Origin of the sequence: Corynebacterium glutamicum ATCC 13032 (assembly GCF_000011325.1) — a bacterium.
Classification (GTDB): Bacteria; Actinomycetota; Actinomycetes; order Mycobacteriales; family Mycobacteriaceae; genus Corynebacterium; species Corynebacterium glutamicum.
Window position 1 is genome coordinate 1,209,848 of the sequence record NC_003450.3, and the last position, 14,019, is coordinate 1,223,866.

Annotated in this window: 10 protein-coding genes; 6 read left to right on the plus strand and 4 right to left on the minus strand. The window is 53.7% G+C overall.

Annotated features, from left to right (window positions below; all coding sequences use genetic code 11):
* Positions 1-86 precede the first annotated feature (86 nt).
* Complete coding sequence (locus CGL_RS05760) at positions 87-2,285, plus strand: DEAD/DEAH box helicase (protein ID WP_011014161.1); 2,199 nt, start codon at positions 87-89, stop codon at positions 2,283-2,285.
* 293 nt (positions 2,286-2,578) lie between these two features.
* On the opposite strand, the gene CGL_RS05765 is transcribed toward CGL_RS05760, so the two are convergent.
* The gene (locus tag CGL_RS05765; RefSeq protein WP_011014162.1) at positions 2,579-3,268 is read right to left on the minus strand and encodes a TetR/AcrR family transcriptional regulator; all 690 of its coding nucleotides are present in this window, start codon (positions 3,266-3,268) and stop codon (positions 2,579-2,581) included.
* A gap of 153 nt (positions 3,269-3,421) precedes the next feature.
* Between CGL_RS05765 and CGL_RS05770 the strand changes: the two genes are divergently transcribed.
* From CGL_RS05770 to CGL_RS05780, 3 genes are read left to right on the plus strand one after another with little or no spacing between them, the layout of a single operon-like run.
* Positions 3,422-5,014: a bifunctional 3-(3-hydroxy-phenyl)propionate/3-hydroxycinnamic acid hydroxylase gene (locus CGL_RS05770; protein WP_011014163.1), complete on the plus strand. Its 1,593-nt coding sequence runs from the start codon at positions 3,422-3,424 to the stop codon at positions 5,012-5,014.
* A 9-nt stretch (positions 5,015-5,023) separates the two neighbouring features.
* Positions 5,024-6,094: a maleylacetate reductase gene (locus tag CGL_RS05775; protein WP_011014164.1), complete on the plus strand. Its 1,071-nt coding sequence runs from the start codon at positions 5,024-5,026 to the stop codon at positions 6,092-6,094.
* A gap of 10 nt (positions 6,095-6,104) precedes the next feature.
* A complete protein-coding gene (locus CGL_RS05780) occupies positions 6,105-6,992 on the plus strand; it encodes a protocatechuate 3,4-dioxygenase subunit beta (protein WP_003854925.1) in 888 nt (295 codons plus the stop codon).
* A 61-nt stretch (positions 6,993-7,053) separates the two neighbouring features.
* On the opposite strand, the gene CGL_RS05785 is transcribed toward CGL_RS05780, so the two are convergent.
* The 3 genes from CGL_RS05785 to putP all read right to left on the minus strand — a co-directional run bounded on the left by CGL_RS05785 (position 7,054) and on the right by putP (position 9,755).
* Positions 7,054-7,527, minus strand: coding sequence for a hypothetical protein (locus tag CGL_RS05785; protein ID WP_011014165.1), 474 nt, complete (start codon positions 7,525-7,527; stop codon positions 7,054-7,056).
* Between the two features lie 65 nt (positions 7,528-7,592).
* Positions 7,593-8,135, minus strand: a complete 543-nt coding sequence (locus CGL_RS05790; RefSeq protein WP_011014166.1) for an HNH endonuclease family protein — start codon at positions 8,133-8,135, stop codon at positions 7,593-7,595.
* Between the two features lie 45 nt (positions 8,136-8,180).
* Positions 8,181-9,755: a sodium/proline symporter PutP gene (gene putP, locus CGL_RS05795; RefSeq protein WP_011014167.1), complete on the minus strand. Its 1,575-nt coding sequence runs from the start codon at positions 9,753-9,755 to the stop codon at positions 8,181-8,183.
* A gap of 292 nt (positions 9,756-10,047) precedes the next feature.
* On the opposite strand from putP, the gene CGL_RS05800 reads away from it, so the two are divergent.
* Positions 10,048-13,152 (plus strand): DEAD/DEAH box helicase, encoded by a 3,105-nt coding sequence (locus CGL_RS05800; protein WP_011014168.1) that lies wholly within the window; start codon positions 10,048-10,050, stop codon positions 13,150-13,152.
* Positions 13,145-13,999 (plus strand): 2-oxo acid dehydrogenase, encoded by an 855-nt coding sequence (locus CGL_RS05805; RefSeq protein ID WP_003854920.1) that lies wholly within the window; start codon positions 13,145-13,147, stop codon positions 13,997-13,999. The genes CGL_RS05800 and CGL_RS05805 overlap by 8 nt, the downstream gene beginning before the upstream one ends.
* Positions 14,000-14,019 lie beyond the last annotated feature (20 nt).

The window sequence follows — 14,019 nt, forward strand, 5'->3', positions numbered from 1 at the left end:
TTCCCTGCTCACCTGTATGGGCACCCGCGGCGGAAGTGGAATTGCATATGGAGTTTTGATGATATTTAGCGTAACTTAAAGGAACAATGAGTAATACCGAGAACGTCAACGGCGACGTAGAACAGCCGAATAACGTCATTTCGTCGGAATCTCAGGAAACCCCGCAGGGTGACTCAGCATCAGCTGACTTCGCTCTCGAAACCCCAACCAACACTGTTGAAGATGCACCAGCATCTGAGGGTAGCGAAGAGATCACCAGGGTTGCGGATACTTCTGAGGACGCCGACTCTGCAGATGCAGACAACGCGAGCAATGTAATCAATGAGAATGAGGACTCCTCGGAAGGTGCTAACCAGCCTTCAAACGAGTCATCCTCTACGGAAGCCAAATCCGGCTTCGATGCACTCGGACTGCCAGAGCGTGTTCTTGACGCTGTGCGCAAGGTGGGTTACGAAACTCCTTCCCCAATTCAGGCACAAACCATCCCAATCCTCATGGAGGGCCAGGATGTTGTTGGTCTAGCACAGACCGGTACCGGTAAGACTGCAGCTTTCGCGCTGCCAATCCTTGCCCGTATTGACAAGTCCGTGCGCAGCCCACAGGCACTTGTGCTTGCCCCTACCCGTGAGCTGGCACTTCAGGTTGCTGACTCCTTCCAATCCTTCGCTGACCACGTCGGTGGCCTGAACGTTCTGCCAATCTATGGTGGACAGGCTTACGGCATTCAGCTCTCTGGCCTGCGTCGTGGCGCTCACATCGTCGTGGGTACCCCAGGCCGAATCATCGATCACCTCGAAAAGGGCTCCCTGGATATCTCCGGACTGCGCTTCCTCGTGCTCGATGAAGCAGACGAGATGCTGAACATGGGCTTCCAGGAAGATGTCGAGCGCATCCTCGAGGACACCCCAGACGAGAAGCAGGTTGCACTATTCTCCGCAACGATGCCAAACGGCATTCGTCGCCTGTCCAAGCAGTACCTGAACAACCCTGCTGAAATCACCGTTAAGTCCGAGACCAGGACTAACACCAACATCACCCAGCGCTTCCTCAACGTTGCACACCGCAACAAGATGGATGCACTGACCCGTATTCTCGAGGTCACCGAGTTTGAAGCAATGATCATGTTCGTGCGCACCAAGCACGAAACTGAAGAAGTTGCTGAAAAGCTCCGTGCACGCGGATTCTCCGCAGCAGCCATCAACGGCGACATTGCTCAGGCACAGCGTGAGCGCACCGTCGACCAGCTGAAGGACGGCCGCCTGGACATCCTCGTTGCAACCGACGTTGCAGCCCGTGGTCTTGACGTTGAGCGCATCTCCCACGTGCTTAACTTCGACATTCCAAACGACACCGAGTCCTACGTTCACCGCATCGGCCGCACCGGCCGTGCAGGACGTACCGGCGAGGCAATCCTGTTCGTGACCCCACGTGAGCGTCGTATGCTTCGCTCCATCGAGCGCGCAACCAACGCACCACTGCACGAAATGGAACTGCCAACCGTCGATCAGGTCAACGACTTCCGCAAGGTCAAGTTCGCTGACTCCATCACCAAGTCCCTCGAGGACAAGCAGATGGACCTGTTCCGCACCCTGGTCAAGGAATACTCCCAGGCCAACGACGTTCCTCTAGAGGACATCGCAGCGGCACTGGCAACCCAGGCACAGTCCGGCGACTTCCTGCTCAAGGAGCTCCCACCAGAGCGCCGTGAGCGCAACGACCGCCGTCGTGACCGTGACTTCGACGACCGTGGTGGACGTGGACGCGACCGTGACCGTGGCGACCGCGGAGATCGTGGCTCACGCTTCGACCGCGACGACGAGAACCTGGCAACCTACCGCCTCGCAGTGGGCAAGCGCCAGCACATCCGCCCAGGCGCAATCGTTGGTGCACTTGCCAACGAAGGTGGCCTGAACTCCAAGGACTTCGGCCGCATCACCATCGCAGCCGACCACACCCTGGTTGAACTGCCAAAGGATCTCCCACAGAGCGTTCTTGACAACCTGCGCGACACCCGCATCTCCGGCCAGCTCATCAACATAGAACGCGACTCCGGTGGACGCCCACCACGCCGCTTCGAGCGCGATGACCGTGGCGGACGCGGCGGATTCCGCGGCGACCGTGATGACCGCGGTGGACGTGGACGTGACCGTGACGATCGTGGAAGCCGTGGAGGTTTCCGCGGTGGACGTGACCGTGATGATCGTGGCGGACGCGGTGGATTCCGCGGACGCGACGACCGCGGAGACCGTGGTGGCCGTGGCGGTTACCGTGGCGGACGCGACTAAGAGTTCGTTTTAGCTTCAGCTCAGGTTTTCGCCTGAGTCTGGTGCTTAGCTAGAAAAATCCGTTGCTCTCTCTTTACTGAGAGGGCAACGGATTTTTTCTGTTTTCTTAGGCTTTGGTTCTTGGGGGATCTTGGGGGAGGAATTCTAGGAACTTAGAGAAGTAAATGATGGTGCTTCGACCGCAGCACCATCGTTAAGATTCTGACCAAAGAAGAGAGCATTGCGTTGCTCTCTAGTCAGAGTGCGAGGTATTGAACTCGGCTTATTGCCGAAGTTTATTTGAGGCCCGATCACTACTGCGGTTTGACTGGGGATATTTCGGGGAGTGGACGCGAAGCGATCTCCCGGGCTTCTGCTGCTTGAACACCCACCATCCGGAGCATCGCGGCTGCGAAAATCTGATCTTTGTCATCGTTGGAATCTTGATCTGCAGAAAGCGCCATTTGGATCGCTGCGATGAGTGAACCAAAAGTGCATGTGGTTGCTAGGTCCAGATCTTCGATGGTGAATCGGCCAGTTTCTAAACCATGAAGTAGATCTCGGCGTGCGCGGGGTCCTAGGATGCGCATGAGTACGGGATGAGCAGCACCCATTTGTATGAAAAATCCGCCCCAAATCCGATCTTCTAACGAGTGCCGTACTAGATGTCGAAGCGACCCTGCAAATACTTCAGCCGGATCGTCTAATTTGGTTAGCACCTGGTCGAGGGCAATTCCCACGGATTCAAAGGCATCTTCTGCGACAGCTTGGAGTAGTTGTTCACGGTCTGGGAAGTAGTTGTAGAAGGTTCCCGTTCCGATGTTTGCGCCTTCGGTGATTTCAGCTATTCCTACATTGTCGACACCCCGTTCTGCCATGAGTGTGCGAGCGGAAGTGATCAGGCGCGCGCGGGTTTGTTCGCGTTTTTGTGCACGGCGGCCAGTTGGTACCTGGTTGTCGGTTTGTGCTGTTGAAGCGTCCTTGTGCTGCGAAGGCGTGGGCATAGGGAAAACCTTAGCTGATCTGCGGTGACTTAAATATAAGGGGGTGGAATGGGGGTATTGTAAAATCTGAACCCTTGTTCATTTATGAATCATGATTCAGAATGTGATCTAGATAATGTTGTTCAGTTCACTATTCAAGAAGGGTTAGATCCCATGTCACCCAATAACTTCGATACCGATGTCTGCATCGTCGGTGGAGGTCCTACCGGAACGCTCCTTGCAGTACTGCTCGGCCAAAAAGGTCACCGCGTCACCATCCTGGAAAAGTGGCCAACATTCTACGAACGACCTCGTGCAGTCACCTTTGACCACGAAATCGCACGGATCCTTGGATACATTGGCATTGATTCTGAAAACGACGAAGCCATCGATTACCACTCCGACAGCTACGACTGGAAGAACGCAGCGGGGGAGACGCTTTTGGAAGTCGATTGGACCTCCATGACAGATTCCGGATGGCGCACCCGATACTGGTTCTACCAGCCAGAACTTGAAAAGCGTCTGCGCGATCTGGCCCTGACCATGGATTTTGTAGATATTCGCTGTGGCTTCACCGCTGTCGGATTGTCCCAAGATGAAAACTCCGCCATCATTCACGGCATTGTCACTGATACCCCAGAGAACATTCCAGCAGATGCTCAGCGCGAAGATATCCGAGCGAAGTATGTCATCGGTGCAGACGGAGCTAACAGTTTCGTGCGTAACTCCCTTGGCTTAGAGATGAATGATCTTGGATACTTCTTCGACTGGCTGATCCTGGACCTCAAGCCAACTCAGGACATTGACTACGGAACAGATCACTGGCAACTGTGTGATCCCAAGCGCCCAACCACCATCGTTCCTGGAGGCCCCGGCCGCCGACGTTGGGAATTCATGGCGCTGCCTGGTGAAGATCTCAAGGAACTCGCTTCTGAAGAAAGCGCGTGGAATCTACTTGAGCCATGGGATGTCACACCTGGCAAGGCCATTCTCGAGCGCTCCGCAGTGTATCGATTCCAAGCTCGCTGGGCCCAGGAATGGCGCTCCGGAAGAGCTCTCATCGCAGGCGATGCCGCTCACCTCATGCCACCTTTCGCAGGTGAAGGCATGTGCGCTGGCCTGAGAGACTCACTGGCGTTGGCATGGCGTCTTGATTTGGTGCTGAGCGGAAAATCAGATGATGCATTGCTAGACACCTACGGAGAAGAACGCCGCGAACACGTCCACTACTACATTGATTTCTCCATGGACCTGGGCAATGTCATCTGCATTACTGATGAAGATGAAGCACGTTTGCGCGATGAGCGCATGATTAAAGAGCTTGAAGCACAAGACGGGGTCCCTGTTAATACCGATGTCGCACACTTGGGACCGGGAATTTGGGATAAAGATTCTTCCCATGGTGGCGAGCTAGCGAAGCAGGGCATAGTGGAATACCAAGGTCGAAAGGCGCGTTTCGACGACGCAGTCGGCCGTGGCTGGGCAGTTTTAGGCCTCAACACTGATCCACGAGAAGTGCTTGATGAGGATTCGCTTGTGGCACTTGACGCCATCGGTGCAATCGTCGAATCAGTAGGTGATGCAACTTCCGCAGTTTTAGATGTTGAAGGTCTTTACACTCGCTGGCTCAAGGAAGCCGGGGCAACATTTATTATTACCCGCCCCGATTTCTACGTCTATTCCACAGCAGTGGACGCTGAACAACTTCAAACACAGATTAAGCAGCTATCGGATCTACTTCACCTCAACTCAGTTGTCGGAGCATAGGAGCTAAAAATGTCTTTACAGTTCGATCATGAAACCCTCGGTCAACGAGTTCTGTTCGGTTCAGGTGAGGCGGCGCAAAATCTCGCCGCTGAAATTAGCCGACTCGATGCCAAAAACGTCATGGTGGTTGCCGGTGATTTCGAGCTTCCCATGGCACGGCAAGTAGCAGCAGATATTGATGTCAAGGTGTGGCATTCAAATGTCGTGATGCATGTGCCCATCGAAACAGCAGAAGAAGCACGCAGTGTTGCGAAAGAAAACGACATTGATGTTGTGGTGTGTGTGGGCGGTGGATCCACAACAGGTCTAGCTAAAGCGATTGCCATGACCACCGCATTGCCGATCATTGCGGTACCCACTACTTATGCAGGTTCTGAAGCAACAAATGTGTGGGGATTGACCGAAGCCGCGCGCAAAACAACTGGTGTTGATAACAAAGTGCTGCCAGTGACAGTTATCTACGATTCAGCGTTAACCATGTCTTTGCCGGTAGAAATGTCGGTTGCTTCTGGTCTCAATGGTTTGGCTCACTGCATTGATTCTTTGTGGGGACCGAAGGCGGATCCCATCAATGCGGCTATGGCTGCTGAGGGAATTCGAGCACTTTCTGCTGGCCTTCCCAAGATTGTGGCAGATGCTCAGGACGTAGATGGTCGCGATGAAGCGCTCTACGGTGCCTACCTGGCTGCGGTGTCTTTTGCCTCTGCTGGCTCTGGTCTCCACCACAAGATCTGCCACGTGTTGGGTGGAACTTTTAACCTTCCACACGCGCAAACCCATGCAACAGTACTGCCTTATGTTCTTGCCTTCAACGCGCCATATGCGCCACAGGCAGAACAACGCGCAGCGGCAGCTTTCGGTTCTGCGACAGCACTTGAAGGATTGCAACAGCTGCGTGCCCAAGTGGGAGCACCACAGCGACTATCCGATTACGGATTCACCGCAGCAGGAATCCCAGAGGCAGTGGAAATCATCTTGGAGAAAGTACCGGCGAATAATCCACGGACGGTCACAGAAGAAAACCTCACTGCGCTGCTTACCACAGCGCTCAACGGCGACGATCCAGCAACTTTGAATTAAGGAGACCAACATGACTATTTCAGCACAACAGCAAGCAGTGGAAGAAGACCTTGTAGAGCGCGTACTCGCATCTTTTGATTCGTGTGAAAACCCTCGCCTCAAACTAGTGATGAAATCCCTGACTGTGCATCTCCATGATTTCATCCGCGATGTTCGACTCACTGAAGAAGAGTGGAACTACGCCATTGATTTCCTCACCAAGGTTGGGCATATCACCGACGATAAGCGCCAAGAATTCGTGTTGCTCTCTGACACCTTGGGTGCATCCATGCAGACCATCGCTGTTAATAACGAAGCATATGAAGACGCTACCGAAGCAACAGTCTTTGGCCCCTTCTTTGTCGATGATGCGCCACTGGTCCAAAACGGAGATGACATTGCCTTTGGCGCAGTCGGCCAGCCGGCATGGGTGGAGGGAACGGTCAAAGACACTGAAGGAAACCCCATTCCCAATGCACGCATTGAAGTATGGGAATGCGATGAAGATGGACTTTATGATGTGCAATACGCCGATGAGCGCAGTGCTGGACGCGCACACCTGTATTCAGATGAAAACGGCGAATACCACTTCTGGGGACTAACTCCCGTGCCATATCCCATCCCACACGATGGTCCAGTAGGACAAATGCTCCAAGCAGTTGGTCGTTCCCCCGTTCGTTGCGCGCACCTACACTTCATGGTGACTGCGCCAGAGAAGCGAACCTTGGTAACCCATATCTTCGTTGAGGGCGATCCGCAGCTAGAGATCGGCGATTCCGTGTTTGGCGTGAAGGACTCACTGATTAAGAAATTCGTTGAGCAACCTGCAGGAACCGCAACTCCAGATGGTCGCGATGTGGGTGATCAAACCTGGGCACGCACACGTTTTGATATTGTGCTCGCCCCCGGCAATGTCTAAGTAGAAGCAGCAAAAAACCACCAAGAAAAAGTTCTTGGTGGTTTTGGCAATTTGAGATGTGTTAGATGAACATCAGCACAGCGATGATGACCCACAGCAGAGCCCAGATGCCGCCGAACATGGACAGCTGGCTCTTCGCCTTGTCCCAGTTTTCGATCTCGTAAGTCTTTGCAGCCTGCTCATCGTCCTCCAGAAGGTCAAGAGCACCCATCATCTTCTTCTGGCGTGGGAAGATAACGAAGAGAAGCAGCGCCCAGGTGATAACACTGAGAGCGATTGCTGCGTGGAACTGGCCTTCAGACTTGTAGAAAGACCAATCGAGAAGCATGATGGCGATACCCAGCAAAGGCACGAGCAGGGACAGCATGCCGTAGGACTGGGAAATCTTGAAAAGGGTTTTTGCGGAGCCAGCGGCTTGGGTGTTGCCGTTGTGTGCATCGTACGCGCGGACGTGGAACTGAGAGTTAGCTACTGTTGCTGGTCCTAGGAACAGGATTGCTGCAATAGCGTGAATAGCGATCATGATGGTGGTCACGGGCTGGTGGACCTTTCAATTATGGTTGGGCAAAAAGAAAATGCTTGATACATACACTAACGAGATCACCAAGGTTTGGCGAACCCGCACTGTTTTCGTCCAACCCGAATGTCGTTTTCTGGTAACGGAAGTTCGTATGCGTTGGCCACGGCGAAAAGGCGTTCCACGTACCAACATCGTGCACTTCGATCAGAGGGGAGCCACTCGCTGGGAAGTTGATCGGATTTTTCTTGGTTCTCAGCTTTTGAGACGAGCACGAGGTTGAGGGGGTCGTTGGCAAAGCTGATTCTCTCGCCAGCGCTCCACCGGTGTGCGCCTAGATCCCAGGCGGCGCTGAGCGGGAGAATATGATCCACCTCGGCACTAGAGAGGTCTAATCGATTCCCGGAGTATGGATCAGTGTCGCCGGCTTCATCCACGATGCCTTCCCGCACGCCACCCAACCATCCGCCAAACATGGAGGCTCTGTCATAGCCTAGGACTGTGGCTCGTTGGGGGATTGCTGTAACTGGTGCGAGGTCTCCAGGACCTCGGCCAATGTGGGGAGCAACGGTATATATACAGAGGAAAACACTAAAGGCGATGAGTACCCGAATAAAGTTCTTCATACTCGGGTTAGACTCATCGCCTTGGCGTTTGGTTCCCTCTAAGGCTTAACTTTCTTTCGAAAGCTTCTGAGCTGCGTCAGCGAAATCAACATCCTCGTTTGATTCCACAGCGGCAGCAAGATCCTTGGCGGTTTCAAACTCGTTGAGGATTTCTTCGGAGGGTTCCTTTGTCAGGAGGGAAACAACGACCATCACGATGGTTGCCAAGGCGAAACCTGGGATGATTTCATACAACGTATCGCTTAGTGGGGACATACCCCACGCGATGGAGACAATAGCACCAGTAATCATGCCGGAGATAGCGCCGGCGGCGTTGAGACGCTTCCAATAAAGGCTAGCAAGTATGATCGGACCAAATGCAGAGCCGAATCCTGCCCACGCAAATCCCACCAATCCGAGGATGGAATCAGACGGGTTAATAGCCATGGCTGCTGCAATGATCGCCAGAATGATGACTGTGGCACGAGACAGCATGATCAGGGTGCGTTCGCTCAGCGAGTCCTTTTTAACTACCTTCAGCAGGTCCTCAATCAGGGAAGATGCGGTGACCAGCAGCTGTGACGACATGGTAGACATGATGGCCGCGAGAACAGCAGTCAGAATAAGTCCAGCGATCAATGGGTGGAACAGCATCCGGGCAAGATCTAGGAAGATGGACTCATAAGCCCTTGTGTCAGTGATGTTGGCGTCGGGGTTTTGTGCAAAGAAAACTGTGGAGATAATTGCGGTAAAGGTTGCACCAATCAGGCAGATTATCATCCAGGAAATACCGATGCGACGACCTTGCTTTGCTTCAGCTGGTGTGCGAAGTGCCATGAAACGAACCACAATGTGTGGCTGGCCGAAGTATCCAAGACCCCAACCTAAGTTACCAATGATTGCTGCTGCAGAAATGCCACTGATCATGGAGAAGTAGGTGGGATTGCCAATTCCATCGGTGTGCGGGCCGTAATCATTAGAGTTTGCAAAGCTCCAAATATCCATGGGGTTCGCCAGTGCGAAATATGCCATGACTGGCACGATGATCAACGAGAAGAACATGATAGTCCCCTGAACTGCGTCTGTATAAGACACAGCAAGGAATCCTCCAATGAAGGTATACAGCACTGTCACACCTGCGACAATGGCCATACCGAGTAGATAATCTCCACCAAACGTGGACTCCCAATACACTCCACCAGCAACCATGCCTGAAGAAATGTAGAAGGTGAAGAACACAATGATAATTAGTGCTGCAATGATGCGAAGCGCGCGAGATTTATCGCGAAGTCGGTTCTCAAAGAATGAAGGCAGGGTGATTGAGTTGGCCGAGATTTCGGAATAAGAACGAAGACGAGGTGCCACCCACATCCAGTTCGCCCATGCACCAATGGTGAGTCCGACTGCGATCCACAACTCGGACATGCCGGTGACAAACAGCGCGCCGGGCAGACCCATGAGCAGCCAACCTGACATATCTGAGGCACCTGCGGACATTGCGGCAACAAAAGGGTTGAGCCCGCGGCCGGCGAGCATGTAGTCGTCGTATTTTTCTGTCTTGCGGTAACTCCAATAGCCGATGAGCACCATCACCAACATATAGATAACGATGGCTATGATGAACCAGGTGTTATCGCTCATGAGGTTTCTCCTTTTGGGTAGGGGACAAACGTGCAAAGATACAAATAAAAAATAAGCACTGTGAACTACAACACTAATCGACGTGGGTGTCTGAATATACATAGGCATGAAAATCACCCCTATCTGCGCGGGGGGCGCGCAACCCGGGCCGGGGCGGGTGAGGGGTGGCGTCGACAAGCAAAATCTTTTAAGCAGTGGTGATTTTTCAAATAACCGGTAGGCTGGAGTACTTGTCCAATGGTTTCGCACAAGGTTACGAGAAACCACTCTTCAACATAGGTGAAATGAATTCATGACTTCTCACTTGCTTCACGGTCTCTGGATCAAAGATCGCGGTCTGCAACTGTGGATTGAGCAGGTCGAAGGGCACCGAATTGTGCTTCCAGAGGCGGTGGAAAAAGGCACGTTCCCGCCGGTAGTGGAGCAAATCCTCGACGGGAAAACCTTCCGCGCGCGCATGAATGTGCATCTGCGCACTCCGAAAGGGCGCCATGTTGAGCTGCCCACGCCAACAGCAGCTTTTACCCCTGAAGAAGCAGTCACGGTTTTCTCACAATTAAGTTTTTTGAAAGCAGAAACCCCTGCCGCCACCCGAGCGCAACGTGACTCCATTGCGCCCGATCTGTGGTGGCTGATTGTCATGTATCAAGGCCTGGCGCGTTTTGTGCAGGCCGGCCGCGTCACGCTTCGCACGGTGATGATGGATAATGCCTGGTGGCCCCAGTGGCAACTATCTGCCAGCCTGTCGGAGCGTGGGTGGCTCGCGGAAATGAACCATGCCGCGCCGGGTATTTTGCGGATTAATGGTGGCCGAGATTTGGCCGGAAGCATGTCCAATGAGCTTCCGCACTGGATCGCCAACGCCATTTTGCGTGATTACCGCGATGAAACCATGCCGTATGCGCGCCATGAGTTTGTTGAGGCGTTGCTGTTTAACCATTCGCTGCGCAAGGGCTCGACCATGCTCACCCATGCGCTGAATCAGTGGAAAAACACCATTACATCTGCGTCTTTGCAGCTGGTGATTTTGGTGGAGGAGCCCCCTGCGGAATCGGATTATGAAGATCCGATGGATTCCGTGTGGCCGGTGCGTTTGATGGTGCGCACGGGCGTGGATGCGCCGCAGGCGATTCAAAAAGGATCGATCGATAGCGGGGGAATGGAGCAACTGCGCTCCCAATACGAAACCGCAAAAACCACCTCCATGCTGCTGGATCCTGCGCGCGAAGACGCGATGCTGGGGCATATGGTGGACATCGCCCAAAACGGTGACTGGGATATTTTCTTAACCACCGAGGAGATCGTCAACTTTATCTCCCACGATGTAGCCAAGCTGCGCAAAGCCGGCATTCCCGTCATGCTGCCCAAAGCCTGGAGCACCTATGAAACCCGCGCGCAGGTGGAAGCGCGCACGCCGAATGATGCCGCGGACTCTTCAACCAAGGCAATCATTGGTCTTGACCAGCTCGTGGAATACAACTGGCGCATCAGCGTCGGCGATATTCAGCTGTCCGACGAAGAGATGCGCGAACTCATCGATTCCAAAACAGGCCTCATCCGCCTGCGCGGCGATTGGGTCATGGCGGACCAAGACGCGTTGCGACGCATCACCAGCTACATGGAGGAACTATCAAAGTCCTCCGAAAAACGCGCGCGCACCGAAATGGAAAAAGTGGCCATGCAGGCCAAACTCGCCGAAGCAAACGGCGAAGAAGGTTGGCAACTCCTGGCTGCCAAGGCTGAAACTCTCCGCAAGGAATTCAATGAGAAATTCAGTGGCGATGGACAAGGCGAAGTAACCCTTGCTGAACTGCGCGAAATCGCACTGAAAGCCGCCGAAAACGAACCAGTGGAATTCACCGGCTCGCAATGGTTCAACTCCTTGCTCGGCGGCACCGAAACACCCGCGCCGGTGCGCGTCGACATCCCCGACACGGTCCTTGCTGACCTGCGCGAATACCAGCGACGCGGCGTGGACTGGCTGTACTGGATGTCCGCAAATAATTTAGGTGCAGTGCTTGCCGACGACATGGGCTTGGGAAAAACCCTCCAGTTGTTGTCCCTTTTGGCAGTCGAGCGCGCAGAAAACCCAGAGTTGGAACGCGGCCCGACGCTCGTGGTGTGCCCAACATCTGTGGTGGGAAACTGGGCAGCCGAGGCGGCTAAATTTGTGCCTTCACTAAAGGTATTGATGCATCACGGCCCGCAGCGTTTGAATGATGCCGATTTCCTGAGTCAATCCAAGGGCATGGACTTGATTATCACCTCATACGGTGTGATCACCCGCGATTTCAAACTCATGGGCCAGGTAGGTTTTGAACGCGTCGTGCTCGATGAAGCGCAGGCAATTAAAAACTCTTCCACACGCGTATCAAAGGCAGTGCGCTCGTTGCCTTCCCGCCACCGCGTTGCACTGACTGGCACGCCCGTGGAAAACCGCCTGTCTGAAATGCGCTCCATCTTGGACTTCTGCAACCCCGGCGTGCTGGGTTCTGCATCGTTTTTCCGCAACCACTTTGCCAAGGCCATTGAGCGTGAACAAGACGACACCATGACTGAGCGCCTCCGCCAGCTCACCGCACCGTTTATTTTGCGACGCCTCAAAACCGACCCGAATATCATCGACGATCTGCCTGAGAAAACCGAACAGATCATCCGCGTGGATATGACCACCGAACAGGCATCTCTGTACAAAGCGCTGGTTGAAGATGTGCAGAAACAACTCGATGAACGCCAAGGAATGTCACGTAAAGGCCTGGTCCTGGCGACCATCACGCGCATCAAGCAGATCTGTAACCACCCAGCGCACTTCCTTGGCGACGGCTCAGAGGTGACACTGAAAGGTAAACACCGTTCCGGCAAGGTGGAAGCGCTCATGGAACTGATCGATACGGCAGTAAAAGAAGAGCGCCGCATGCTGATCTTCACCCAGTACGCAGCCTTTGGCCGTATTTTGGCGCCGTACCTGTCTGATCGATTGGGCACGAATATCCCATTCCTGCACGGCGGCGTGACCAAACCAGGACGCGACCGCATGGTGGCGGAATTCCAATCCGAAGACGGACCACCGGCAATGATCCTGTCTTTGAAAGCCGGCGGTACTGGCTTGAACCTGACAGCTGCATCCATCGTGGTCCACATGGATAGATGGTGGAACCCAGCCGTGGAAAACCAAGCAACTGACCGTGCCTTCCGCATCGGCCAGCGCAAAAACGTGGATGTATACAAGATGATCACAGTCGGAACCATGGAGGAATCCATCCAAGATATCCTCGATGGAAAAACACACCTGGCCAGCGCCATCGTGGGCGAGGGCGAAGGCTGGATCACCGAACTCAACCCAGAAGAATTGGCTATGCTGATGAGTTACCGCGAAAAGGAGGGTGCAGATGACTGAATCACGCCGCGTGAAAATGGATAACGTTATTTACGCCAATTTTGGCAGCAAACAGCGCGTATCTACTCCTGATGACCGCACCCAGGTGATTAATAAATCACGACACAAACAATTCAGCCCAGCGGGTACTCGTACCGTGATGTTGACGGAGAAAAACGCCGACAGCGGACGACGGTCCCGCGGTGAGCAGTACTACCGAAACGGCAATGTCACCGGCATGACTGTGCTGGAAGGCCGCGTGGAATGCACTGTCGCGGGCTCCCAAAACGAGCCGTTTGTTACCACAGTGACCTTCCCATACCGAAGCTCGGAAAAACTCCGCGAAGCCTACGCAGCTATTGCGGATACTCCCAATGGCCTGCGGCTTGTGCGTGATGGCCATCTGACCTCCTCCATGCTGGATCACTTGGTGGGAAGTCCTGATGAGTCGATTTATTTTGACTGCACCTGCCCCGACCGATCGCTTGTGTGTAAACATGCCGTTGCCAGCGCGTATCACGTTGCCGAGAAGATGACCGCGAACCCCGGTCTGATCTTGGATATTCGTGGTCAAGGGATGGCTGGATTAGAAGCACTGATTCGGACCTATCACACCAAGGTTGAAACTGAACCTGAAGACAATGACAGTTTTTGGAACGGCAGGGAACTTCCTGCTTTGCCTGATCCAAAGATTGCCCCTGCTATCGACGATTCCGATATCAACTACCTCCACAAGGCTTTAAGGATGGTCTCATACACCTCCCTGGAGCAGCTTCGTGCGGTCAGTGATATTGAAGATATGTACGAGATTTTGGTAGCCAACCACCCTGATAACCAGCAAGTGTATGAGGAAGAAGACACTGATTAACCAGGGCTTATGGTTGTGGT

Coding starts and splice junctions, on each gene's coding strand:
- CGL_RS05760 (WP_011014161.1), top strand. CDS start 87: ATGAGTAATACCGAGAACGTCAACGGCGACGTAGAACAGCCGAATAAC.
- CGL_RS05790 (WP_011014166.1), bottom strand. CDS start 8,135: ATGAAGAACTTTATTCGGGTACTCATCGCCTTTAGTGTTTTCCTCTGT.
- CGL_RS05775 (WP_011014164.1), top strand. CDS start 5,024: ATGTCTTTACAGTTCGATCATGAAACCCTCGGTCAACGAGTTCTGTTC.
- CGL_RS05780 (WP_003854925.1), top strand. CDS start 6,105: ATGACTATTTCAGCACAACAGCAAGCAGTGGAAGAAGACCTTGTAGAG.
- CGL_RS05805 (WP_003854920.1), top strand. CDS start 13,145: ATGACTGAATCACGCCGCGTGAAAATGGATAACGTTATTTACGCCAAT.
- CGL_RS05765 (WP_011014162.1), bottom strand. CDS start 3,268: ATGCCCACGCCTTCGCAGCACAAGGACGCTTCAACAGCACAAACCGAC.
- CGL_RS05770 (WP_011014163.1), top strand. CDS start 3,422: ATGTCACCCAATAACTTCGATACCGATGTCTGCATCGTCGGTGGAGGT.
- CGL_RS05800 (WP_011014168.1), top strand. CDS start 10,048: ATGACTTCTCACTTGCTTCACGGTCTCTGGATCAAAGATCGCGGTCTG.
- putP (WP_011014167.1), bottom strand. CDS start 9,755: ATGAGCGATAACACCTGGTTCATCATAGCCATCGTTATCTATATGTTG.